Annotated in this window: 19 protein-coding genes and 3 pseudogenes; 10 read left to right on the top strand and 12 right to left on the bottom strand. The window is 66.0% G+C overall.

Annotated features, from left to right (window positions below; translation table 11 throughout):
• Positions 1 to 127 precede the first annotated feature (127 nt).
• From PIB19_RS02365 to fucP, 4 genes are read left to right on the top strand one after another with little or no spacing between them, the layout of a single operon-like run.
• Positions 128 to 868 (top strand): SDR family oxidoreductase, encoded by a 741-nt coding sequence (locus PIB19_RS02365; RefSeq protein ID WP_271239518.1) that lies wholly within the window; start codon positions 128 to 130, stop codon positions 866 to 868.
• Positions 865 to 2,157, top strand: coding sequence for an L-fuconate dehydratase (locus PIB19_RS02360; RefSeq protein ID WP_271239517.1), 1,293 nt, complete (start codon positions 865 to 867; stop codon positions 2,155 to 2,157). The genes PIB19_RS02365 and PIB19_RS02360 overlap by 4 nt, the downstream gene beginning before the upstream one ends.
• Positions 2,154 to 2,921: an SDR family oxidoreductase gene (locus PIB19_RS02355; RefSeq protein WP_271239516.1), complete on the top strand. Its 768-nt coding sequence runs from the start codon at positions 2,154 to 2,156 to the stop codon at positions 2,919 to 2,921. The genes PIB19_RS02360 and PIB19_RS02355 overlap by 4 nt, the downstream gene beginning before the upstream one ends.
• A gap of 18 nt (positions 2,922 to 2,939) precedes the next feature.
• Positions 2,940 to 4,223: an L-fucose:H+ symporter permease gene (fucP, locus tag PIB19_RS02350; RefSeq protein ID WP_271239515.1), complete on the top strand. Its 1,284-nt coding sequence runs from the start codon at positions 2,940 to 2,942 to the stop codon at positions 4,221 to 4,223.
• Positions 4,224 to 4,298: 75 nt separating this feature from the next.
• Here the strand turns inward: fucP and PIB19_RS02345 are convergent, their stop codons facing one another.
• Positions 4,299 to 5,192 (bottom strand): diacylglycerol/lipid kinase family protein, encoded by an 894-nt coding sequence (locus PIB19_RS02345; RefSeq protein WP_271239514.1) that lies wholly within the window; start codon positions 5,190 to 5,192, stop codon positions 4,299 to 4,301.
• Positions 5,189 to 6,453: pseudogene (locus PIB19_RS02340) on the bottom strand (M24 family metallopeptidase). Before PIB19_RS02340 ends, PIB19_RS02345 begins: the two are co-directional and overlap by 4 nt.
• Positions 6,454 to 6,554: 101 nt before the next feature.
• Here PIB19_RS02340 and PIB19_RS02335 point away from each other — a divergent pair.
• The gene (locus PIB19_RS02335; RefSeq protein ID WP_271239513.1) at positions 6,555 to 7,886 is read left to right on the top strand and encodes a dicarboxylate/amino acid:cation symporter; all 1,332 of its coding nucleotides are present in this window, start codon (positions 6,555 to 6,557) and stop codon (positions 7,884 to 7,886) included.
• 355 nt (positions 7,887 to 8,241) lie between these two features.
• Here PIB19_RS02335 and PIB19_RS02330 read toward each other — a convergent pair whose 3' ends face one another.
• A complete protein-coding gene (locus PIB19_RS02330; protein WP_271239512.1) occupies positions 8,242 to 8,865 on the bottom strand; it encodes a glutathione S-transferase family protein in 624 nt (207 codons plus the stop codon).
• A 182-nt stretch (positions 8,866 to 9,047) separates the two neighbouring features.
• A complete protein-coding gene (recA, locus tag PIB19_RS02325) occupies positions 9,048 to 10,118 on the bottom strand; it encodes a recombinase RecA (RefSeq protein WP_271239511.1) in 1,071 nt (356 codons plus the stop codon).
• Between the two features lie 229 nt (positions 10,119 to 10,347).
• On the opposite strand from recA, the gene PIB19_RS02320 reads away from it, so the two are divergent.
• Positions 10,348 to 10,908, top strand: coding sequence for a 2OG-Fe(II) oxygenase (locus PIB19_RS02320; protein ID WP_271239510.1), 561 nt, complete (start codon positions 10,348 to 10,350; stop codon positions 10,906 to 10,908).
• Here PIB19_RS02320 and PIB19_RS02315 read toward each other — a convergent pair.
• The 3 genes and pseudogenes from PIB19_RS02315 to PIB19_RS02305 form a co-directional block, all read right to left on the bottom strand.
• Positions 10,889 to 11,695: a 4-(cytidine 5'-diphospho)-2-C-methyl-D-erythritol kinase gene (locus PIB19_RS02315; protein ID WP_271239509.1), complete on the bottom strand. Its 807-nt coding sequence runs from the start codon at positions 11,693 to 11,695 to the stop codon at positions 10,889 to 10,891. The genes PIB19_RS02320 and PIB19_RS02315 overlap by 20 nt on opposite strands.
• Complete coding sequence (locus PIB19_RS02310; RefSeq protein ID WP_271239508.1) at positions 11,695 to 13,284, bottom strand: tetratricopeptide repeat protein; 1,590 nt, start codon at positions 13,282 to 13,284, stop codon at positions 11,695 to 11,697. Before PIB19_RS02310 ends, PIB19_RS02315 begins: the two co-directional genes overlap by 1 nt.
• Before the next feature lie 4 nt (positions 13,285 to 13,288).
• Positions 13,289 to 14,943 (bottom strand): annotated as a pseudogene (locus PIB19_RS02305) (electron transfer flavoprotein-ubiquinone oxidoreductase).
• A gap of 131 nt (positions 14,944 to 15,074) precedes the next feature.
• Here PIB19_RS02305 and PIB19_RS02300 point away from each other — a divergent pair.
• Genes PIB19_RS02300 through moaB form a run of 3 tightly spaced genes read left to right on the top strand, consistent with a single transcriptional unit; the run spans position 15,075 to position 18,107 of the window.
• Positions 15,075 to 15,797 carry a uracil-DNA glycosylase family protein gene (locus PIB19_RS02300; protein ID WP_271239507.1) on the top strand — a complete coding sequence of 241 codons (723 nt, stop codon included), beginning with the start codon at positions 15,075 to 15,077 and terminating at the stop codon, positions 15,795 to 15,797.
• Entirely contained in the window at positions 15,794 to 17,590 is a 1,797-nt protein-coding gene (locus PIB19_RS02295) for a lytic transglycosylase domain-containing protein (protein ID WP_271239506.1), read from the top strand. Before PIB19_RS02300 ends, PIB19_RS02295 begins: the two co-directional genes overlap by 4 nt.
• On the top strand, positions 17,580 to 18,107 hold the full coding sequence (gene moaB, locus PIB19_RS02290) for a molybdenum cofactor biosynthesis protein B (RefSeq protein WP_271240891.1): 528 nt from the start codon (positions 17,580 to 17,582) through the stop codon (positions 18,105 to 18,107). Before PIB19_RS02295 ends, moaB begins: the two co-directional genes overlap by 11 nt.
• 41 nt (positions 18,108 to 18,148) lie before the next feature.
• Here the strand turns inward: moaB and PIB19_RS02285 are convergent, their stop codons facing one another.
• Both PIB19_RS02285 and PIB19_RS02280 read right to left on the bottom strand, forming a co-directional pair.
• On the bottom strand, positions 18,149 to 18,427 hold the full coding sequence (locus PIB19_RS02285) for a YbjN domain-containing protein (protein WP_271240890.1): 279 nt from the start codon (positions 18,425 to 18,427) through the stop codon (positions 18,149 to 18,151).
• 309 nt (positions 18,428 to 18,736) lie between these two features.
• Positions 18,737 to 19,078, bottom strand: a complete 342-nt coding sequence (locus PIB19_RS02280) for a VOC family protein (protein ID WP_271239505.1) — start codon at positions 19,076 to 19,078, stop codon at positions 18,737 to 18,739.
• A gap of 52 nt (positions 19,079 to 19,130) precedes the next feature.
• Between PIB19_RS02280 and PIB19_RS02275 the strand changes: the two are divergent.
• Positions 19,131 to 20,187, top strand: a pseudogene (locus PIB19_RS02275) (PA0069 family radical SAM protein); the annotation flags it as partial.
• Between the two features lie 7 nt (positions 20,188 to 20,194).
• Here the strand turns inward: PIB19_RS02275 and PIB19_RS02270 are convergent.
• The 3 genes from PIB19_RS02270 to PIB19_RS02260 all read right to left on the bottom strand — a co-directional run bounded on the left by PIB19_RS02270 (position 20,195) and on the right by PIB19_RS02260 (position 22,961).
• Positions 20,195 to 21,433, bottom strand: coding sequence for an SGNH/GDSL hydrolase family protein (locus tag PIB19_RS02270; protein WP_271240889.1), 1,239 nt, complete (start codon positions 21,431 to 21,433; stop codon positions 20,195 to 20,197).
• 80 nt (positions 21,434 to 21,513) lie between these two features.
• Positions 21,514 to 22,575 carry a pyrimidine utilization protein A gene (gene rutA, locus PIB19_RS02265; protein ID WP_271239504.1) on the bottom strand — a complete coding sequence of 354 codons (1,062 nt, stop codon included), beginning with the start codon at positions 22,573 to 22,575 and terminating at the stop codon, positions 21,514 to 21,516.
• Between the two features lie 2 nt (positions 22,576 to 22,577).
• On the bottom strand, positions 22,578 to 22,961 hold the full coding sequence (locus PIB19_RS02260) for a hypothetical protein (RefSeq protein ID WP_271239503.1): 384 nt from the start codon (positions 22,959 to 22,961) through the stop codon (positions 22,578 to 22,580).
• Between the last annotated feature and the right edge of the window lie 2 nt (positions 22,962 to 22,963).

Genomic DNA, 22,963 nt, shown 5'->3' with positions numbered 1-22,963 from the left:
AAAGGCGACGATTTTGCCTTGTGCCCGTTCGCCGACGCACGTAAATTGCATATATGAAAATTGTTATCACTTGTGGATGTGATACGTCCGCAGTTTCAATGTCCGTGGCAGCGAAAGGGCGCCGTCGATGAAGCGCCTTTCGGGCAAACGGGCACTGGTGAGCGCCGCGGGTAACGGCATCGGTCGCGCGATCCACGAGGCGTTTCTGGCGGAAGGTGCCGAATCGGTGCCGCTCGATCGCGATGCGGATTCGCTGCGGGACTTCGCGAATGCGATCGTGATGGACCTGACCGACCGGGAGGCTGTCGCGGCGCTGCCCGGGCGGGTCGGGCCGATCGACATTCTGGTCAATGCCGCCGGCATCGTTCATTCGGGCACCGCCCTCGACTGCTCGGATGCCGATTGGGAACTGGCCTTCGATCTGAACGCGGGCGCGATGTTCCGGGTGATCCGCGCCTTTCTTCCCGGAATGCTGGCGCGCGGCAGCGGCTCGATCGTCAACATCGCGTCGGTGGCCTCGGGGATCATCGGCGTGCCGAACCGCTTCGCTTACGGCGCATCGAAGGGCGCAGTGATCGGGATGACAAAATCGATTGCGGCGGATTTCGTCGGCGCAGGGATACGCTGCAATGCCATTTGCCCCGGCACGGTCGAGACGCCATCCTTGATCGCGCGTATCAGCGAGCAGGCTGCGCGCGACGGCATCAGCTTCGACGAATGCCATCGCGCCTTCGCGTCTCGTCAGCCGATAGGCCGGCTCGGGCGCGCCGCGGAGATCGCCGCACTCGCGGTCCATCTGGCTTCGGACGAGAGCAGCTTCACGACCGGCACCACCGCCATCATCGACGGGGGCTGGACCGTCCTATGACTCGTATCACCGGCCTGCGCACGGCCGACGTCCGGTTTCCGACGAGCCTCGAGCTGCACGGCTCCGATGCGATGAATCCCGACCCCGATTATTCGGCCGCCTATGTGGTCCTCGAGACCGACGATCCTGCTCTCGAAGGACATGGCCTCACCTTCACGATCGGACGCGGCAACGAGATATGCATCGCCGCGATCGAGGCGCTGCGGCATCTGGTCGTCGGGCTCGATCTCGCCTGGGTGCAAGCGGATCCGGCGCGGTTCTGGCGGCATCTCACCGGCGACAGCCAGCTGCGCTGGATCGGCCCCGACAAGGGCGTGATCCACCTCGCCACCGGCGCCGTCGTCAACGCGGTGTGGGATCTGTGGGCAAAGCAGGCCGGCAAGCCGTTATGGCGTCTCGTCGCCGACATGTCTCCCGAGGAGCTCGTCGCAGCGATCGACTTTCGCTACCTCACCGATTGCATCACGCCCGAAGAAGCACTCGTGCTGCTCCGTGAGAAGCAGGCCGGCAAGGCCGAACGTATCGCCCTGCTCCAGGCAGAGGGCTATCCCTGCTATACCACGTCGGCGGGCTGGCTCGGCTATTCCGACGAAAAGCTGCGGCAGCTCGCCTCCGAGGCGGTGTCGGCGGGCTTCGGGCACGTCAAGCTCAAGGTCGGCCGCGATCTCGACGACGATATCCGTCGTTTGCGGATCGCGCGCGAGGCGGTGGGGCCTGATGTGAAGCTGATGATCGACGCCAACCAGATCTGGGAAGTCGATCAGGCGATCACGTGGGTCAATGCCCTGGCCTTTGCCGAGCCCTGGTTCATCGAGGAGCCGACCAGCCCCGATGACGTGATGGGGCATGCCGCGATCCGCGCGGGGATCGGTCCGGTCAAGGTCGCGACCGGCGAGATGTGCCAGAACCGTATCCTGTTCAAACAGTTCATCATGGCCGGCGCGATCGACGTCGTGCAGATCGATGCATGCCGGCTCGGCGGCGTGAACGAGGTTCTCGCCGTTTTGCTGATGGCGGCGAAATACGGGCTTCCGGTCTGCCCGCATGCCGGCGGCGTCGGCCTGTGCGAATATGTCCAGCATCTCTCGATGATCGATTTCGTGGCGATATCGGGGACACGGGAGGGCCGCGTCATCGAATATGTCGATCACCTGCACGAGCATTTCGTCGATCCGTGCGTCATTCGCGGCGCGGCCTATATGCCGCCCGAACGGCCAGGCTTCTCGATCGAGATGAAACCCGAATCGATCGAGCGCTATCGCTTTCGGCCGCTGGAGGAGGCGGCATGAATCTCGGCTTCGTCGGCAAGGTCGTGATCGTGACCGGCGGTGCCGACGGGATCGGCGCCGCGATCGCTTCGGTTCTTGCGGAGGAAGGTGCGACCACGGTCGTCTTCGACAGGGATCCGATCACAGCCGATCCGCTTGCATCCATGGCCGCGATGTCGGTGCAGCTCGACCTCTCCGACGACGCGGCCTGCGCGGAAGCCGTCGCGGCGGTCGCCGGGCGGTTCGGCCGGATCGACGGGCTGGTCAACAATGCCGGGAACAACGACTGTATCGGGCTCGAGGCGGGAACGCGCGCATTTCTCGACTCCGTCGAGAGGAACCTCGGCCATCATTATTCGATGGCGCACCATTGCCTTCCCCATCTGCGTCGCACCCACGGCGCGATCGTCGGCATCGCCTCCAAGACCGCCGTCACCGGCCAGGGATCGACCAGCGGCTATGTCGCGGCGAAAGCGGGCGTGCTCGGGCTGACTCGCGAATGGGCGGCGGCGCTGGCGGGTGACGGCATCCGGGTCAACGCCGTAGTGCCGGCAGAAGTGATGACGGCTTCCTATGAGCGCTATCTGCGCAACTTCGCCGATCCGGACGAAACGCTGGCGGCGATACGTGCGCGGATTCCGCTGGGGAACCGCATGACCGAGCCGCGCGAGATCGCGGATACGGTAGCGTTTCTGCTTTCGGATCGCGCAGGGCATACCACCGGCCAATGGGTGTTCGTCGACGGCGGATACACGCATCTGGATCGTGCACTCGGACAACAATAACGAACAGGAGGGGAAGCAATGGAGACCGATGAGACGACGGCGACGGGAACGGGCGGCAGCCGATCCTATATTCCGGCGATCGCGCTCACGGTGAGCCTGTTCTTCCTCTGGGGCGTCGCGAACAATCTCAACGACATCCTGATCGCCCAGTTCAAAAAAGCCTTCGTTCTTTCCGACTTCGGCACGAGCTTCGTCCAGCAGGTCTTCTATCTCGGTTATTTCCTGCTCGCGATTCCGGCATCTCTGCTCATGCGTGCACGCGGATACAAGGCAGCGATCGTCACCGGGCTCCTGCTCTACGGTGTCGGCGCGCTGCTTTTCTATCCGGCGGCCCTGGCGAGCCAGTATCTGCTGTTCCTGCTCGCATTGTTCGTGATCGCCAGCGGCCTTGCCTTCCTCGAGACCGCCGCCAATCCGCTGATGACCGAGCTCGGCGAGCCGAGCGGCGCGGCGCGGCGGATCAACTGGGCGCAGGCGGCGAACCCGCTGGGCGCCATCACCGGCATCCTGATCGGGCGCAACTTCATCCTGTCGGGCATCCAGCATGACGAAGCATCGCTCGCCGCGCTGAACGAAGCGCAGCGGCTGGATTACTACCGCATGGAAGTGCTCGCGGTTCAGACGCCTTATCTGATCCTCGGGGCGATAGTGCTGGCCTTTGCCGTTGCGGCGATGCTGATCCGCTTTCCCGCGGGCGCGATCCACCACGCCGACGACAAGGGCGATGCGCGCTTCGCCGAACTGCTCGGAAAGCCGCGCCTGCTGTTCGCGACGCTGGCCCAATTCTTCTATGTCGGCGCGCAGGTCGGCCTGTGGAGCTATACGATCCGCTATGCCCAGGCCAATGTGCCGGGGATGGGCGAACGCGCGGCCGCGGACATGCTGTTCGTGTCGCTCCTGCTCTTTGCCGTGGGCCGCTTCGTCGGGACCTCGCTGATGAACTGGATCAGCCCGGCACTGATGCTTGCCGTGTTCGCCGCCGCCTCGATGGCGCTGGCACTGGTGGCCGGAACGATCGGCGGAGAGCTCGGGCTATACGCGCTGGTTGCCGCGAGCCTCTTCATGTCGATCCAATTCCCGACCATTTTCGCACTGGGTGTCGAGGGCCTGGGGCCGCTGCGCAAGTTCGGCGCCTCGCTCATCGTCATGGCGATCATCGGCGGCGCGGCGCTCACTGCGGTGATGGGCCGGGTGTCGGATCTGGCCGGTATCACCGCCGCGATGCTGGTGCCCGCATTGTCCTTCGGCGTCATCCTCGCCTTCGCGCTCATCGCACGACGGCCGGTGGCGCAGACTGTGTGAGCGCGGGCTTCGGACCTGCAATGCTCCTGTTGCACGGGTTTTCGAGAAGGCTGCGGCGGACATCGTTCAGGGGGACTAGGTCCGTTCCTCAACCGGTGCGATGACGCTGAGCGCTCTCGAATCGAGCGTGAAGGCGAGCGGAACGGCGAGCGACTTCACTTCGCCGTCGAGCGCGACATCGATGCATCGCTTCGGGCCGGTGACGCGCAATTCGGGCGCGTCACCGATCGCGGTGAAATCGCGGTCCGGATCGACGCGGCCGATCAGTGCCCGGAGCGCGAAGCCGATCAGCGCCATGCGGCGACGCGACGCGACGGCATAGACCGACAACACGCCGTCATCGAGCGCGGCGCGCTGACCTAGCCTGCCGGCCTCGAGTACATAGCGATTGTTGCCGACGAACAGCATCGGCGTGACGATGTGCTCCTCGCGCCCAGGCATTTCGAGCCGCAACCGGCGGTGCCGCATCCACCGCAGCGCGGCCGCCACGGCGGGCAATGTCGCGAGTTTCTTGGGAAGCGCCATGCCTTCGCGCTGCTGGACGAGATCGGGATAGAAGCCGATCGACGCATTGTTGACGAAGACATGGCCGTTGAGGCGGGCGATATCGATCCGGCGTTGCGTGCCGCTCGCAATGAGCCTCGCCGCTTCGGGCAGCTTGAGCGGGACGCCGAGTTCGCGGGCGAGGTGGTTGCGTGTTCCGAGCGGGAGTATCCCGAGCGTCGAGCCACTCTTCGCCAGCGCTCCGGCCGCGCTGCCGAGCGTGCCATCGCCGCCGCCGATCACCACCAGCTTGCGGCCGGCGACCTTCGCCACCGCGTCCGCCATGCCGTGGCCGGACAGGAGCTGGAGGTCGATTTTCATGCCGGCGTCGGCAAACGCCTTCTCGATCTCCCCTTCCAGTGCCTCGCCTCGTGCCGCCGCAGTGCCTCCGCTGCGGTTGACGAGGACGGGGATAGCTTGGTTCACTCGAACGGGCGATCGATCGACTTGGGCGGCACGCTGAACCATTTCGGGCCGGTCTCGGTCATATGGAAGCAATCCTCGAGCCGGATGCCGAAGCTGCCGGGGATGTAGATGCCCGGCTCGTTCGAGAAGCACATACCGGGCGCGAGCCGGGTCTTCTCGCCGCGGACGAGGTTTACCGGCTCGTGCCCGTCCATGCCGATGCCGTGGCCGGTACGATGCGAGAGGCCGGGCAGCTTGTAGTCCGGGCCATAGCCGAGCGACGTATAATAGCCGCGCACCGCGTCATCCACTGACCCGGCGGGCGCGCCGAGCTTCGCCGCCTCGAGCGCGATCTGCTGGCCGCGGGCGACTGTGTCCCAGACTTTGCGCTGCTCGGCGCTCGCCGTGCCGAAGACGAAGCTGCGGGACACATCGGACTGATAGCCCTGCACGCTGCAGCCGCAATCCATCAGCACGACTTCGCCGGGCACCACCTTCTGCGGCTTGCCGCTGCCGTGCGGATAGGCGGCCGCCTCGCCGAGCAGGATCAGGTTCCACTCGTTCGAGCCGCCGAGCTTGCGCGTCGCGGCGCTCATCAATGCGGCGATGTCCTGCGGGGTCATGCCCGCGGTGATCCGGGGATATGTCCAGCGATAGGCGGCAATCGTCACGTCGGTGGCGAGCTGCATCAGCGCGAGCTCGGGCGCGGTCTTGATCATCCGGCAGCCACGCACGACCGGATTGGCCGAGACGATCTTCGCGCCGGGCAGCGCGCGCTGGAGCCCGTCGACGATGAAATAACGGTTGGTCTCCTCGATCCCGACCGGCTTCGTGGCGAGCTTGCGGTCCTTGAGGAAGCCGGCGACCACCTTGAGCGGGTCCTCGTCTTCCTGCCACACGCGCACCTCCGCGGGGATGGCGAGGCTCTCGCGGACCGAGGGCTCTTCGAAGAACGGCGTGACGATGCAGGGCTCGCCTTCGACCGGGAGGACGACGCAGGTCAGCCGTTCGCTGCGGCTCCAGCGCACGCCGGTGAAATAGATCAGCGACGATCCCGGCTCGATCAGCACCGCGCCGATGCCGTTCGCCTGCATCAGCGCCTGCGCGCGGGCGATGCGCGCCTTGCGCTCCCCGGGCCGATCGGCTGCGCGCCAGTGGTGATGTCCTTCAGGTCCGACACATGGATATCGGCGGCACGGAGCACCCCCGGCAGCGCCAGCAGCGGCACCGCGCCGGCCGCCCGGATCAGCGTGCGGCGGCTGAGGCTGGACGGGTGTAGCATCGGGACGACTCCGGCAAGAATTGCGTGGACGGCTGCGATAGGGTGCTTGACCCGGCCGCGACAATCCCCTTCCCTGCCGCGAACTGTCTTAGGGGAAATTCGTGGGTAAGCGACTGACGTGGTTCATTCTGGCCGGGCTGCTGCTGGGCGGCCTGATCGGCTGGGGACTGAATGTCGCCTATGACGACGGCACCGCGGCGGGAACCGCGCACCTCGCCGCGATCAGCTACTGGTTCGACATCCCGACCCAGATGTTCCTCCACCTGATCAAGATGATCATCGCACCCCTGGTGGTTTCGACCCTGGTCGTCGGCATCGCGCATATGGGCGGCACCGGCGCGATCGGCCGGGTGGGCATCAAGGCGTTCTTCTGGTTCGTCACCGCCAGCCTCGTCTCGCTGACCCTCGGCCTGTTGCTGGTCAACCTCCTCCAGCCGGGCGTCGGCCTAAATTTGCCGCTGCCCGATGCGGCGGCATCGAGCGGAGTCGACCGCTCTGGCTTCGACGCCGCCAAGTTCTTCATCCACATCGTGCCGACCTCCGCGATCGATGCGATGGCGACCAACGACATCCTCCAGCTGGTGATCTTCTCGCTGTTCTTCGGCGTCGGGCTCGCCGCGGTGGGCGAAAGAGGCGCCCCGCTGGTCCGTGGCCTCGAGGCTTTGGTCGCGGTGATGCTGACGGTCACCGGCTATGTCATGTTGTTCGCGCCGGTGGCGGTGTTCTGCGCGGTGGCGCGGACGCTGGCGACGCGCGGGCTGGGCGTGGTCGGCGACCTCGCTTACTTCATGGGCACCTTCTATCTTGGCCTGTTCACGCTGTGGGCGGTGCTGCTCGGCGCCTGCTTCGTGTTCGTCGGCCCGCGCACCGGCACGCTGCTGCGCTATCTGCGCGATCCGATCCTGCTCGGCTTCTCGACGGCTTCGTCCGAGGCCGCCTATCCGCGGACGCTCGAGGCGCTCGACAAGTTCGGCGTGCCGCCGCGGATCGCCAGCTTCGTGCTGCCGCTCGGCTATTCTTTCAATCTCGACGGCTCGATGATGTACATGACGTTCGCGTCGATCTTCATCGCGCAGGCCTACGGCATCCACCTCGACTGGGGGACGATGATCACGATGCTGCTGATGCTGATGATCACCAGCAAGGGCATCGCCGGCGTGCCGCGCGCCAGCCTGGTGGTGATCACCGGCACGCTGTCGCACTTTCAGATCCCCGAAGCGGGCATATTGCTGATCCTCGCCGTCGACCATTTCCTCGACATGGGCCGCACCGCGACCAACGTGATCGGCAACGCCGTCGCCGCGACGGTGGTGGCGCGCTGGGAGGGCCAGCTCGATCCGCCGCAGTCTCCCGACGAGGCGATCGTGCTGCCGCAGGCACCGGTTCCCGGCGCCGAGGAGCGGTTCGAGGATTACGGCAAACCCCCGGCCTAGGCCGTGGTCCTGCGAAGGCTATCGGGCGCTTAAATTGACTCAGTTGGCCGAAACGCAGTTGATCTCGTAACTTTATTGCGTGGGTTTTCGCGGCTGCAGGGTGTCGACCAGGTCAAAGAGCGGCCGGGCTTCCGGCTTCATGAGACAAGCAGACGAAATCCTACATTGCAAGCGTGCGACCCCTCTCCCGTCGGGAGAGGGTTGCGCAGACTTAGTCTCTGCGCAGCAGAGGCTTAGTCGTAGCTGGGTGAGGGGATCGCCCCAACGATAGCAGGAAACCCTCACCCAGCTACGCTAGGCAGCAAGCTGCCAAGCTTCGCTACCTCTCCCACCGGGAGAGGAGAAGAACCCCGACCTAGGCATAAGCATAAGGTCCGCCGGCTTTCAGCGCCGCCTGATAGGCGGGTCGGGCGTGGATCTTGCCGAGCCAGGCGGCGATGTGCGGGCGGCCTTCGGTGGCGGCGGCGCGGTTGGCTCCGGCTTCGAGCGGGAAGCTCATCATGATGTCGGCGGCGGTGAAGTCCTTGCCGGCGAACCAGGGGCGCGCGGCGAGCTCGGCTTCGACATAATCGAGATGGACGTCGATCATCGGCTGGTACTTCTTCTGCGCGGTCTTGCCCAACAGCGGAACCCGGCCGAGCACCAGCTTGACGTACAAGGGCGGCATCAGCGAGCCCTCGGCATAATGGAGGAAATGACGATAGCGCAGCGCATCGTCGCGATGCGCCGGCGCGCCGAGGCGGCCATCGGCCTTTTCGACCAGATATTCGACGATCGCCCCGGTCTCGGCGACGACGAGGCCGTCATCGTCGATCACCGGCGACTTGCCGAGCGGGTGAACCTGCCGCAATTCGGGCGGAGCGAGCATCGTCGCCTTGTTCCGCTGATAGCGCTTCACCGTGTAGGGAAGCGCCAGCTCCTCGAGCAGCCACAAGACACGCTGCGAGCGTGAATTCTCGAGGTGATGGACCGTGATCATGTTGGATTGGCTTCCCTTAGCTTCGCACTTTGCCCGCGGATTCGCTCATTAAGTTGCGCCTATAAGCAACAAACGGAAAGACCCGGCGCAGGGCAATGCGCCGGGTCTTCCGATGGGCTGAGCCCGTGACCGCCGCTGGCGCGATTCACGCCGGCGCGGTCGAAAAACTAGTGAGGGTCCGCTCAGAGATCGTCATCCGGCTCCGGACCGGCCATCAACCCTTCGGCGACCTGATCGGTGCGGTTGCGGATCGCCGCTTCGAGGCGCGTGCAGAGCTCGGGATTTTCCTTGAGGAAGGTCTTCGAATTCTCGCGGCCCTGGCCGATGCGGATGCTGTCATAGCTGAACCACGCACCCGATTTCTCGACCAGTCCGGCCTTGACCCCGAGATCGAGGATCTCGCCGATCTTGGAGATACCCTGGCCGTACATGATGTCGAACTCGACCTGCTTGAACGGCGGCGCGACCTTGTTCTTGACGACCTTCACGCGCGTGGTGTTGCCGATGATCTCGTCGCGGTCCTTGATCTGGCCGGTGCGGCGGATGTCGAGCCGGACCGAGGCATAGAATTTGAGCGCGTTGCCGCCGGTCGTGGTCTCGGGATTGCCGTACATCACGCCGATCTTCATGCGCAGCTGGTTGATGAAGATCACCATGCAGCGCGAGCGGCTGATCGAGCCGGTGAGCTTGCGCAGCGACTGCGACATCAGGCGCGCCTGCAGGCCGACATGGCTGTCGCCCATCTCGCCCTCGATCTCGGCACGGGGGACCAGAGCGGCGACCGAATCGATGACGAGCACGTCGATTGCGTTCGAGCGGACCAAAGTGTCGACGATCTCGAGCGCCTGCTCGCCGGTATCCGGCTGCGAGACGATCAACTCGTCGATATTGACCCCGAGCTTCTTGGCATAAACGGGATCGAGCGCATGCTCGGCATCGACGAACGCCGCGGTGCCACCGCCACGCTGGGCCTCGGCAATGACGTGGAGCGCGAGCGTGGTCTTGCCCGAGCTTTCCGGGCCGTAGACTTCGATGACGCGGCCGCGCGGCAGCCCGCCGACGCCGAGCGCGATATCGAGCCCGAGCGAGCCGGTGGAGATCGTCTCGACCTGCATCGTCTCTTTCGAGCCAAGGCGCATCGCGCTACCCTTGCCGAAGGCGCGATCGATCTGCGCCAATGCGGCGTCGAGCGCCTTCTGCTTGTCCGTGGATACTGCCATGTTGCCGTCGATCACCTTGAGTGAAGCTGCCATTTTGTATCCCCGTCGCTAGAGCGTTTGACTGCCGCGTTCAACCTTGTGCGTGCAGCATGTACAGCATTTGTTCTCATGGAACAAGAGGGGAACTTCGCGCCGCCGAAACGAGGCTTTCGACGAACTATTGTCTCTCGGTACGGGCCGTCCTAGCCAAGAGGCGTGGCCCTGCCCTATCTCGATTTTCCCGAGGCGTTCGGTGCCTCCGAATGCGCGGCGATCATCGCGCTTGCGGCGCGGGAAACCCTCGAGCCGGCGACGGTGTGGAACGGCGCCGCGAGATCATGTCGACGCGCGGACGCGGCAGGCCGAACGCTGCTATTGGTCCCGCGATTCCGAAACCGCCTGGATCCACGATCGGCTCGACGCGCTGTTCGCCGAGGCCGCAGCGCGGTTCGAGACCGAGGTCGATCCGGTGTTCGAGGACATTCAGTTCATCCGCTACGAGGTGGGGGCGCATTTCCAGACCTGGCATTCGGATGCCGGGATCGATCGCTATGAGGAACGGCGGATCTCGGTTTCGGTCGAACTGTCCGACGCAGGCGATTACGAAGGCGGCGTGCTGGAGATCGCGCCGGCGATGGGATTGCCGCGGACGCTGCCGCGCGGTGGGGCGCGGCTGTTCCGGTCGCGGATGATCCATCGGGTTACGCCGGTGACGCGGGGGTTCGTCATGCGCTGGTGGCGTGGACGGGGAAGCGGAGTTGAAGGGTCGACTGAGCAACTAGCTTCCCTCCCCGACCCCTCCCGCAAGCGGAAGGGGAGCGAGATCAGGCCAGTTTCGTCATGACACTCCACCATCCTGGACGTTTCACCGCTGCAGCAGCCTCAGCGCAGGCCTCGACGGTTTCGAATAACGCGAAGCAGGTTGCGCCCGAACCGGACATGCGCGCGAGCGTGACGCCGGGTAGTCCGGAGAGCGCTGCCAGCACTTCGCCGATCACCGGGGCAATCGCGCGGGCCGGGGCTTCGAGATCGTTGCGGCCGGCCAGCGGATCGGGGCCGAGCGGCCCGTGGTCGATACCGTCCCAGCGGCAGAACACTTCGGCGGTGGAGACCGCGACGCCGGGGTTGACCAACAACACCGGCGTGCCGGGCATGCCCGGTACCGGCTGAAGCTGCTCGCCTCTGCCTTTGCCGAGCGCAGTCCTGCCCAGCAGACAGGCGGGGACGTCCGAACCGAGACTGTGGGCGATCGCGAAGAGCCGGGAATCGTCGAGGGCCACGCCGTGCAGCTTCGCCAGCGCACGCAAGGTTGCGGCGGCATCGGCCGAGCCGCCGCCGATGCCGGAGGCGACGGGCAGATGCTTTTCGAGCTCGATGGCATGCGCGCCGCCACCGAATCCCTCGGCGAAACGCGCCGCGGCGCGCGTGACGAGGTTGTCGCCTTCGCCGGTCAGCTTGTCGGCGAACGGTCCCGTGATCCGGAAAGCAGGCGCCGCGGCGGGCGCGATCCGCAGCACGTCGCCGAATTTCACGAACGCGAACAGCGTCTCCAGCTCGTGATAGCCGTCGGGGCGGCGGGCGCGGACGTGGAGCGCCAGATTGAGCTTGGCGCGCGCGATTTCGGTCAGCATCAATTGGCCCGGGGCTTCAATCCGTGCGCGAGCTTGGCATCGAGCCGCGCAGTCGCTTCATTCTCGGCCGTGAGCGCGGCGGCGCGCCATGCATAGCGCGCCTCGTAATGCCGCCCCAGCCGCCAATAAGCATCGCCGAGATGCTCGTTGGCGCGCGCCGCGGCGGGATCGCCCTGCACCGCGCGCTCGAGCAAGGGCAGCGCCTTCGCGACATCGCCGCTCTGATACCAGGCCCAGGCGAGCAGATCGGCGATCTCCGCATCCTCGGGCTTGAGCGTCCGGGCGCGCTCGAGCAGCTTCTGCGCCTCGGCGATGTTCTCGCCGCGTGCGACCTGCGCATAACCGAGATATTTGAGCGCCGGCGCCTGATCGGGACCCAATGCCACCGCACGCTGGAGTGCCGGCAGCGCCTCGCTCCAGTGGCCGGCGCGATCGAGCGCGCGGCCGTGGAGATAGTGCAGCAGCCAATTATCGTCGCCGCCGTCGCGCGCGATCGCGGCGCCATAGGCCGCGGCGGCAAGATCGAAGCGGCCCTGATCGACGAGCAGGTCGCCCCAAGTCTCGCTGTCGGCGCTGGTCGCCTGCGCGCCGGTCGCGAGCGTTCCGGCTAGCGCCAGCGCCTCGTCGGTGCGGCCCGCACGGCGCAACACCGCGACCCGGCCCGCCGCCGCGCCGCGCACGAAGGGGCTGTCCTTGCCCACTTCCGCCAGCACGCCGAGCGCGAGATCGTGCGCGCCGCCCCGCGACAGCGCCTCGGCGAGAAACAGGCGGGCGCGGTCGTCGCGGGGATCGAGCAGCAAAGCCGCGCGGGTGAGCACCACCGACAGCGATTCCATGTCCTCGCCGGCGATCTCTACCGCGAGTTCGAGGAACATCCGCGAGGCGCCGAACGCGGCATCGGGCTTGTGGCGCTTGCCGAGCTGTTTGCGCAGCCGCTCATATCCGGGGCGGCCGCCCGCGAGCAACTGGCGCGCGGAATCGCGCGCGCCGGTTTCGCCGAGCAATGTCGCCGCGTCGATCCGGGCATCTTCGCTGTCGGTGACGGCGAGTTCGGAGGCAATCGCCGCCATCGCTTCATTGGTGCGCTTCGAGGCGATCAGCAGCAGCATGCGGTGCCGCTGGGTGTAGCGCCGTGCGAGCGCATCGCCGGGTGCGGAATCGAGCAAGGCGACGGCGTCCTCGCCGCGATCGAAGGCGAGCCATGCCCGAAGCGCGGGCGCGAGAAAATCGAACGGACCCTTGGCGAGAAGATCGGCGGCGCGGCGGGCGCCGATGGCGTCGCGGCTCTTGAGCGCGATCGCAAAGGCGAGCACCGCGGCATCGGGCGGCGCGACCCCTGCCTTGACCAGCACCGCACCGGCGCGGCTGGCGAGGACATAATCGCCGACGGCGAGCGCCTGGCGATAGGCGCGCAACGCGATGACCGCATCGTCGGGCGCGGCGGCCAGCGCCTCGGCATAGCCCGCCGCGGCGGCCTGTGCCGCGCCCTCGGCATCGGCGGCGCGGGCGCGGACATAGGCAGTCGGATCGGGCGCGATCGTATCGGGGGCGGCGTGCGCGAGCGGCGCTCCGGCGAGGAGGAGCGCCAAAAGGCTACATGTTCGGGTAATTGGGGCCGCCGCCACCTTCGGGGACCACCCAGTTGATGTTCTGGGTGGGGTCCTTGATGTCGCAGGTCTTGCAGTGCACGCAATTCTGCGCGTTGATCTGGAACCGCAGATCATCACCTTCCCCTACGACCTCGTACACACCCGCCGGACAGTAACGCTGGGCCGGCTCGGCGTACACCGGAAGATTGTAACCGATCGGGATGTCGGGATCCTTGAGCGTCAGATGGACCGGCTGGTCCTCCTCGTGATTGGTGTTCGAGATGAACACCGAGGAGAGGCGATCGAAGGTCAGCACGCCGTCGGGCTTGGGATATTCGATCGGCGAGGCCGCGCTGGCGTGCCACAGGCTCTCGTGATCGGGATGGTGCTTCATCGTGAAGGGCCAGCGCAGGCCGAGCAGTTCCATCCACATCGCCGCGCCTGATAGAATCGTTCCCCAAATGTCGCCGAACTTCTTGACCAGAGGCACGACGTTGCGGACGCCGCGCAACTCCTTCTCGACCCAGCTGGTCTTGTAGGCCTCGGGATAGGCAGTGAGCTCGTCGCCGGCACGGCCGGCCTGGACCGCGGCGAAGGCGGCTTCGGCGGCCATCATGCCCGATTTCATCGCAGTGTGGGTGCCCTTGATGCGGGGCACGTTGAGGAAGCCGGCGGTGTCGCCGATCAGCGCGGCGCCGGGCATCACCAGCTTGGGCACCGATTGCCAGCCGCCGTCGCTGATCGCGCGGGCGCCATAGGAGACGCGCTTGCCGCCTTTGAGGATCGCGGCGATCGCCGGGTGGGTCTTCCAGCGCTGCATTTCGTGGAAGGGCGAGAGATACGGGTTCTTGTAGTTGAGCCAGACGACGAAGCCCAAGGCCACCTGCCCGTCGGCCTGATGATAGAGGAAGCCGCCGCCGTTGGATTCGCCATCCTTGAGCGGCCAGCCCTGGGTGTGGATCACCTTGCCGGGGACGTGGTTCGCCGGATCGATATCCCAGAGTTCCTTGATGCCGATGCCATAGACCTGCGGCTGGGCGTCCCTGCACAGATCGAACTGGCGCTGGAGCTGCTTCGACAGATGGCCGCGGACGCCTTCGCCGAACAGGGTGTATTTGGCGTGGAGCTCGAGGCCGGGAGCGTAATCGGACTTGTGCGTGCCATCGCGCGCGACGCCCATGTCGCCGGTGGCGACGCCCTTCACGCTGCCGTCGTCATTGTAGAGAATCTCGGCGGCGGCGAAGCCGGGAAGATCTCGACACCGAGCTCTTCGGCCTTGCCGGCGAGCCAGCGGCAGAGATTGCCCAGCGAGCCGGTATAAGTGCCCTTGTTGTGGAGATAGGGCGGCGTGATGAACTCGGGGAAGCTGGCCCTGCCCTTCTCGGTCAGGATCCAGTGGTGGTTCTCGGTGACCGGCGTGGCGGCGAGCGGGCAGCCCTGATCGCGCCAATCGGGCAGCAATTCGTCGAGCGCGCGCGGATCGACCACGGCGCCGGACAGGATGTGCGCGCCGACCTCGGAGCCTTTCTCGAGAACGCACACCGAAAGCTCCTGCCCGCCTGTCGCGGCCAGCTGCTTGAGCCGGATCGCCGCGGCGAGGCCCGAGGGGCCCGCGCCGACGATCACGACGTCATAAGGCATCGACTCTCGTTCACTCATCCTCTTAATCCCTGCCGAGTCTGTCCGTGGGACGTAGCGTCGCGCCTGTCGTCGTGGTTCCGCAACGTCCTGTCCGCTCGGGATTGGAAGAAGATTGACCGCGACGTCAACCAGGGATTCAAAGATAGGGTATGGGAGGGGAACCAGTTCAGGATTGGCAAAAGGCCGTCGCGAGCACGCTCGAATGGTGGCGCGACGCCGGCGTCGACATGCTCGTCGAGGACGATGTGCGCGACTGGCTGGCGCGGACGCCGCCGCCTGCCGCACCCGCAGCGGCGGAGCTTGCCGTAGCGGCGCCGGCGGTCGAGGCGCTGCCCGACACGCTCGAAGCCTTCGTCGAATGGCGGATGAGCGACGCCGCGCCCGAGGCCGAATGGCATATGCCGCGCTTCGCACCGACGGGCCCGGCCGATGCCGAATGGGTGTTCGTCACCGACGTTCCCGAAGGCGAGGATTCCGAAACCCTGATGTCGGGACCGGTAGGCCGGCTGCTCGACAGGATGCTCGCGGCGATCGGATTGAGCCGCGAATCGGTCCACCTGCTGCCGCTCGCGTGGGCGCGGCCGCTGACCGGACGGATCGCGCCGGACGACGAAGCCCGGCTGATCGAGCTGGCGCGGCATCATTTGTCGCTGCTCCGCCCGCAGAAGCTGTTTCTGCTCGGACAATCGGCAAGCCGTGTACTGGATGAGACGAACGGCGATTCCCTAACAAATCCTATACGCGCCGTTAACCATTTTGGTGGCAAAACCCTCGCGGTGGCGAGCTTTCATCCCCGCTTCCTGCTGGAGCGGCCGGCAGCCAAGGGCGAAGCCTGGAAGCATCTGCTGCTGTTGAGCCGGGGGACCGAGTGATCAAGCGTACCATCCTTGCCGCGGCGCTGCTCGCACTGCCTGCGGCGGCGCATGCCGACGATCTCACTGCCGATGCACGCCCGGCCGCGCCGAGTACGATGCGCGACGGCGACGGCGTGCCCGACCAGCTCGATGCCGATCAGCGCGCCGGATATCGCCGCGTGTTCGCCGCGATCCGCGCGGAACAATGGACCGACGCGCAGCTCCAGCTCGATCTCGATGAAGCCCGGACCGCTCCACGCCCTCGCACGCGCCGAAATCTACACCGCCAAGAATTCGCCGAAAGTCGACGTCGCGGCGATCATGGCCCTGCTCGCCGAGGCGCCCGACCTGCCGCAGGCCGAGCAGCTCGTGCGGATGGCCAAGGCGCGCGGCGCGATGGACACCCCGTCCTCCCCGCCGCCTCGCGATTGATCTGGTTCGACGGCGCACCGGTCCGCCAGCGCGCGCGCTCGATCAGGAGCGACACTGCCGCGACTTCGGTCGCGATCGAGATCCAGCCCTTCGTCAAGGCCGATGACGGCCTCCAGGCCGAGGCGGTAGTCGAGAAATTCGCGCTCGACCTCACCCCCGAGGCGCTGACCGAATGGCAGCAGAAGGTCGCGTGGATCTATTATGTCGCCGGCGACGACATCAATGCGCGCCGCGTGGCCGAAAAGGCCCAGCTCGGTGTGGGCGACTGGGTCGGCCAGGCCGATTGGGTCGCCGGGCTGGCGACGTGGCGGCAAGGCGATTGCAACGCTTCCGCCATCGCCTTCGAGCGTGTGGCGATGCGTGCCAGCGATACCGAACTCCGCTCGGCAGGCTTCTATTGGGCATCGCGCGCCGACATGGCGTGCGGGCGGCCCGAAAAGGTCAGCGTGCGGCTCAAGGCGGCGGCGCAGTTCGGCGAGACCTATTACGGGCTGCTCGCCAGGGCGGCGCTGGGCATCCAGGAAAAGCCGGTGACCGGCGAACGCTTCGTCGCCGAGGATTGGCGCGCGCTCGAGCGGCGCCCGAACGTCCATGTCGCCGCGGCGCTTACCGAGATCGGCGAGGACGGCCTCGCCAACGAAGTGCTGCGCCACCAGGCCAAATTCTGCACGCCCGGCGACCATGCTTCGCTCACGCGTCTCGCCGGCCGGCTCAATCTCGCCGCGACCCAGCTCTGGCTCTCGCATAACGGCCCGGCGGGCGCGCAGCCGCTGATCCAGGCGCGCTATCCCTCGCCCAACTGGACACCCGCGGGCGGCTGGCGCGTCGACAAGGCTCTGGTGTTCGCGCACACGCTGCAGGAATCGCGCTTCAATGCCGAGGTCCGCAGCGCCGCCGGCGCAATGGGCCTCATGCAGGTCAAGACCGGCGCGGCGATCGACGTGGGCCGCCGTCAGGGCGTGACCTATGCCGCGTCCGATCTGACCAAGCCTTCGGTCAACATGGAGATCGGCCAGTCCTATCTCGAACAGCTCCGCGATCAGCCTTTCACCCAGGGCCTGCTCCCCAAGGTGATCGCCGCCTACAATGCCGGGCCGAGCCCGGTCGCGCTGTGGAACACGATGAGCCGCGATAACGGCGATCCGCTGCTCTACATCGAGAGCATCCCGTATTGGGAGACGCGCGGCTATGTGATGACCGTGCTGCGCAACTACTGGATGTACGAGAACCAGGAAGGCCGCGCCTCGGCGAGCCGGCAGGCGCTGACGCAGGGCCTGTGGCCGAAATTCCCCGGGCTGCCGGGCGCAAAGGCAGTCAAGGTCAGTGCGCGCCTCGCGCCGCAGCTGACGGCCAGCGCACAGGTTGTCGGTGGCAATTGACGAGACGATCGCGTTCCGGCCGGTCCGGATCGCGGTGCTCACCGTTTCCGACACGAGGACTTTGGCGGACGATCGTTCGGGCGACCGGCTGGTCGAACGGCTGACCGGCGCGGGCCACGAACTCGCCGAGCGCGCGATCGTGCGCGACGATGCCGAAGTGATCGTCAGCCGGCTTCATGCGTGGATCGACGATCCGCAAATCGACGTGATCCTCACCACCGGCGGCACCGGCGTGACCGGGCGCGACATCACCCCCGAGGCGCTGGCGCGGGTGTGGGACAAGGAGATCCCCGGCTTCGGCGAGCTGTTCCGCTGGCTGAGCTATCAGAGCATCGGTACCTCGACGATCCAGTCGCGCGCGACCGCGGGTGTGGCGCGCGGCACCTATATCTTCGCGCTGCCGGGATCGACCGGCGCGGTCACCGACGCGTGGGACGGGATCCTCGCGAGCCAGCTCGATATCCGCCACAAGCCGTGCAATTTCGTCGAGCTGATGCCGCGGCTGCTGGAGCGGTGATCTCTTATTCCTCCCCGGGTTCCCGAGGGAGGAATTTCGGCTCAGCTCTTCGGCTTGTCCGCCTTGGCGTCCGGCAGGTTCAGCTCTTCCTTGAAGAAATCGGCAAGCTCGGCGAGCTGCGAATTCCACCAGGCGAGTACGTCGGCGAAGTTCGCCGCGTTGAGCCCGCCGATGGTCGCCACGTCATAGGCGACGCCCAATTGCCCGTCGGTGCGGACAAAGGCCTGGAGGAAACGCTTCTTCGAGTTCCACTTGTTGACGAATTCGGGGTGTTCTCCGGCGCCTTTTCGAACACGGTTTCGAAACGCAGCGAGTCGCAGTTCTTGTGCTCCGCGCAGCCATAGAAAATCACGTCGAAATGATAGGAGGATTCATCGCTCTCTATCATCGGATCGCCTTCGCCGTCCTTGGTCAGCTTGGGCTTGAGCTCCGCTTTCTCCATCGCCGCCATCACGGTCTCGGGCTTGCTCGCGCAGATCAGCCCGGCGCCACAGGGCTTGGCATCCTCGGCGGATGCAGGTGCCGACAGGCAAAGCGCGGCAATGCCGGCGGCGAACGGAAGCTGGCGCATCGATTTCCCCTTGGTGAGCCGCGAGATTTAGCAGCCACCTCCGTTCGCGCAATCCGCGCTATTCGGGTTCGTTGACGAACACGCCCAGCTCGTTGCCGTCGGGATCGCGGAAGTGGAAGCGTCGGCCGCCCGGGAAGGTGAAGATCGGCACGGTCACTTCGCCGCCCGCCGCCGTCACGCTGTCCAGCGCCGCTTCGAGATCCTGCACCTCGACGATCGGGAGCAGGTGCGCGATCGCCTGATCCTTGCTGCCGTTGAGCCCGACATCGACATCGCCGCCGGTCGTCGCCGAATAATCGGGGCCGAAATCGGTGAAGCCCCAGCCGAATGCCTTCGCATAGAAATCGCGCACTCCGGCAACGTTCCTCACCGGCAACTCGACATACGAAATACGTGCCATCAATTCCTCCATTGTTCTTGATATGTTCTAGTTCGCCGCGTAGCATGTGGCAATGGCAAAGACTCGGGCCATTCGCGGCGCCACGCTCAATCGCGACAGCATTCGCTTCAACCTGCCCGAACGCGAGGAGGACGGCGACTGGCGCGACGAACGCGAGACCGTGGACGGCGAGCTGCCGCCGCTGCGCACCACGGTAACCGTCGAGAAGCCGAAGACGATCCTGACGCGCAACAACTCGCCCGACATCGCTTTCGATCGATCGGTGAATCCGTATCGCGGCTGCGAGCATGGCTGCATCTACTGCTTCGCGCGGCCGAGCCATGCGTATCACGATCTGTCGCCGGGGCTCGATTTCGAGACCAAGCTGTTCGCCAAGCCCGATGCGCCCGTGCTGCTGCGTGCCGAGCTGGCGAAGCGCGGCTATGCTTGCCAGCCGATCGCGTTCGGGACCAACACCGATCCCTATCAGCCGATCGAAGGCAAATGGCGGATCACCCGCGGCTGTATCGAAGTGCTGGCCGCGTGCAACCATCCGATCACGATCACCACCAAGTCCGATCGGGTGACCCGCGACATCGACCTGCTGGCACCGATGGCGGCGAAGGGGCTGGCGGCGGTGATGCTGTCGATCACCTCGCTCGATCCGCGGATCACGATGACGGTGGAGCCGCGCGCACCCTCCCCGCCAAGCGGCTCGCGGCAGTCCGCACGCTGACCGATGCGGGTATCCCGGTGTTCGTGTCGATGGCGCCGGTGATTCCGGCGGTCACCGATCACGAGATGGAGCATATCCTCGAAAAGGCCGCGGAGGCTGGGGCGCGTGGGGCGTTCTTCCTGCCGGTGCGGCTGCCGCACGAAGTTGCGCCTCTGTTCCGTGCCTGGCTCGACACGCATTTCCCCGATCGCGCGGGCAAGGTGATGGCGACGATCCAGTCGATCCGCGGTGGGCGCGACAACGATCCCAATTTCCATACGCGGATGCGCGGGCAAGGCCCTGGGCCGAATTGCTGCGCAAACGCTTCCACATCGCGGCGAAACGCTATGGGCTGGATGGAGAGCGGTTGCGGCTGCGGACCGACCTGTTCCGCCCGCCGCCGGGGCCGCAGGGGAGTTGTTCTAGCGCTTTCGCGGCGCCAGCACTGCTAGCGGCACGGCATCGGCCATCGCCTGATAGCCGACGATCGAAGGATGCAGCCCATCGCCCGAGTCCAGATCGGGCCGCAGCCGCGTCGGGTTCGCCGGATCGCGCATTGCGGCGTCGAAATCCACGACTGCGTCGAAATTGCCCGGGGCACGGATCCAGGCGTTGACCGCGGCGCGGTCGGCTTCGTTGGCGGCGTCGGGATGGTAATAGCCGGAGGTGCCGTCGGGCATGATCGTGCCGCCGATCACCTTGATGCCGTGCGCCCGCGATCGGGCGACGATCTGCCGGAGCGCGCCGATCATCTCGCGGACCAGAGCGGCATGCTGCTCGGGCGTAGCGGGCGCATCGCGGGTGAGCGTGCCGAGATCGTTGATCCCTTCGATCACGAGCAAATGCGTGACACCGGGCGGAGTCAGCACCTCACGCTCGAAGCGGGCGAGTGCGTTGGGGCCGGTGCCGTCGAGCCGCAGCCGGTTGCCGCCGATGCCGGCGTTGAGCACCGCCATGTTCCGGGTCGCCGGATTGGCGCGCAGCCGCATTGCGAGCCGATCGGGCCAGCGCGCATTGGTGTTGGGCTGGACGCCATAGCCGTCGGTGATCGAATCGCCGAGGATGACGAGGGCCCGGGCGCCGGGCGCGTCCACTTCGACGCCGCCGATCAAATACCAGCGGGTGGAGGTCTTCGCGCCCGTCAGCGACTCGGCCATGACCTGCTGGCCGTGCGCGAAATGGCTATGCGACCGCGCGCCAGGGTGGCCGGTCTGGCGATCGGGCGGGCTCGACAGGTGGAGCGTGATCGCCAGATCGGCACCGGGCGCGATCGTCATGTCCACCGGATCGGAGAGATAGTCCGCGCCGGCGGGGATCGTGACACTGGCGGCGGCGCCGAAGGTCAGTGGCTTGAGCGACGCGGGCACAATGCGCGACGAGGTGTTGTCTGCCGAGAGCGCGATGCTGGCTGCATTGATCACGAGCGGCGCAGTCCCGAACGCGTTCGACAGCCGCACGCGCACGCGTTTGCCGCCGATCGAGACGCGGACGATTTGCCGGAGCGTCGCATCGGTGAGGTCCTCGGCGGGGGCGACATTCTCGTTCGTCGGCACCATCTGCGAAGTGGCCCAGCTCGCCACCCAGTGCGATTTGTCCTGCGCAACTGCGGTGCTCGCGAGGCACAACGCCGCCAGCAGGCCGATCAGCGCGCCACCTCTCATCACCCTCACCAAAGCTCTCCCGGCTGCGATAACGCTACCATAAGCGCGGCGGCGGAGGTGGCAATGGCTCGGCGGGGAGATCAGCCCTGGCGGCTCTTCATCAGCGGCTGGATGCGCGTGCCGAAATTCTCGACGCCTTCGAGGAAGTCGTCGAAGGTGAGCAGCACGCCGCCGGTATTGGGCACTTCGGCCATCTCGTCGAGCATCCGCGAAACGCTTTCGTAAGAGCCGACCAGGGTGCCCATATTGATGTTGACTGCGCCTTCCGGCGCGGCGAGCTGGCGGACGTTGGTGGTGGCATTGTGCTTGTCGGCCGCGCCCTGGTCCTTGAGCCAGGCGATCGCATCGATATCGACGCCGTCATTGTACGACTTCCACTTGGCCATTGCCTCCGCATCGGTTTCGGCGGCGATGATCATGACGAGGACGAAGACCGAGACGTCGCGTCCGGTCTTTTCGGTCGCGGCGGCGAGGCGCTCGTTGTTGAAGGCGAAGGCGGTGGGCGTGTTGACGCCCTTGCCGAGGCAGAAGGCATAATCCGCCCACTTTGCCGAGAATGCGAGGCCTTCGTCCGAGGAGCCTGCGCAGATGATCTTCATGTCGCCTTCGGGCTTCGGGCGGACGAGGCAGTCGTCCATCTGGTAATATTCGCCCTTGAAATCGCTGCGTCCGGTTTCCCACAGCTCGCGCAGAATCCGGGCATATTCGTCGAGCATCTGGTAACGGTTGCGGAAATGCTCGTCGCCCGGCCACAGCCCCATCTGGCTGTATTCGGGGCGCTGCCAGCCGGTGATCAGATTCAATCCGAAGCGACCATGGCTGATGCTGTCGATCGTGTTGCACATCCGCGCGGCGAAGGCGGGCGGGATCACCAAAGTCGGGCAAGTGGCGTAGATCTTGATCTTCTCGGTTACCGCGGCGAGCCCGGCCATGAGGGTGAAGCTTTCGAGGCCATATTCCCAGAACTCGGTCTTGCCGCCGAATCCGCGCAGCTTGATCATCGAGAGGAGGAAATCGAGGCCATGCTTTTCGGCGCGGATCGCGATCTCCTTGTTGAGATCGAAGCTCGGCATGTATTGCGGCGCGTTCTCGCTGATCAGCCAGCCATTGTTGTTGATGGGCACGAAGACACCGACTTGCATGGCTATTCCCCCAGAAAATCGAGCACGAGGCGGTTGAAGGTTTCGGGATCGGTAACGTTGCAGGCGTGGCCGCCCCAAGGCATCGTTGCCAGCCTCGCCCCTCCGATGCCCTCCGCCAGCCGCTTCGAGCAATTGCTGGGCACGAGCATGTCATCGGTGGCGGCAAGCGCAAGAGTGGGCATTGTTATTTCGCCGAGATGCGCATCGACATCGAAGGTGGCGAGCGCAGCGATGCGCTTCTCATAGGTCTCGGCCCCGGCGAAACGGGCGAGATGGGCCTCATCCTCGGCGGCGAGCCGCGCGGCGTTCTCGGACATCCAGTTGGCCGGATAGAGAAAGAGCGGCTGGGCGCGCAGATAGGCGCGCGGGCCGCTGTTGCGCAGCAAGG

Source organism: Sphingomonas sp. 7/4-4, from assembly GCF_027941955.1.
Taxonomy (GTDB): Bacteria; Pseudomonadota; Alphaproteobacteria; order Sphingomonadales; family Sphingomonadaceae; genus Sphingomonas.
Note: the sequence above shows the minus strand (reverse complement) of the source record. Positions and strands in the feature narration are given on the sequence as shown.

Coding starts and splice junctions, on each gene's coding strand:
- PIB19_RS02365 (WP_271239518.1), top strand. CDS start 128: ATGAAGCGCCTTTCGGGCAAACGGGCACTGGTGAGCGCCGCGGGTAAC.
- PIB19_RS02360 (WP_271239517.1), top strand. CDS start 865: ATGACTCGTATCACCGGCCTGCGCACGGCCGACGTCCGGTTTCCGACG.
- PIB19_RS02355 (WP_271239516.1), top strand. CDS start 2,154: ATGAATCTCGGCTTCGTCGGCAAGGTCGTGATCGTGACCGGCGGTGCC.
- fucP (WP_271239515.1), top strand. CDS start 2,940: ATGGAGACCGATGAGACGACGGCGACGGGAACGGGCGGCAGCCGATCC.
- PIB19_RS02330 (WP_271239512.1), bottom strand. CDS start 8,865: ATGATCACGGTCCATCACCTCGAGAATTCACGCTCGCAGCGTGTCTTG.
- recA (WP_271239511.1), bottom strand. CDS start 10,118: ATGGCAGCTTCACTCAAGGTGATCGACGGCAACATGGCAGTATCCACG.
- PIB19_RS02315 (WP_271239509.1), bottom strand. CDS start 11,695: ATGCTGACCGAAATCGCGCGCGCCAAGCTCAATCTGGCGCTCCACGTC.
- PIB19_RS02300 (WP_271239507.1), top strand. CDS start 15,075: ATGGGAGGGGAACCAGTTCAGGATTGGCAAAAGGCCGTCGCGAGCACG.
- PIB19_RS02280 (WP_271239505.1), bottom strand. CDS start 19,078: ATGGCACGTATTTCGTATGTCGAGTTGCCGGTGAGGAACGTTGCCGGA.
- PIB19_RS02270 (WP_271240889.1), bottom strand. CDS start 21,433: ATGAGAGGTGGCGCGCTGATCGGCCTGCTGGCGGCGTTGTGCCTCGCG.
- rutA (WP_271239504.1), bottom strand. CDS start 22,575: ATGCAAGTCGGTGTCTTCGTGCCCATCAACAACAATGGCTGGCTGATC.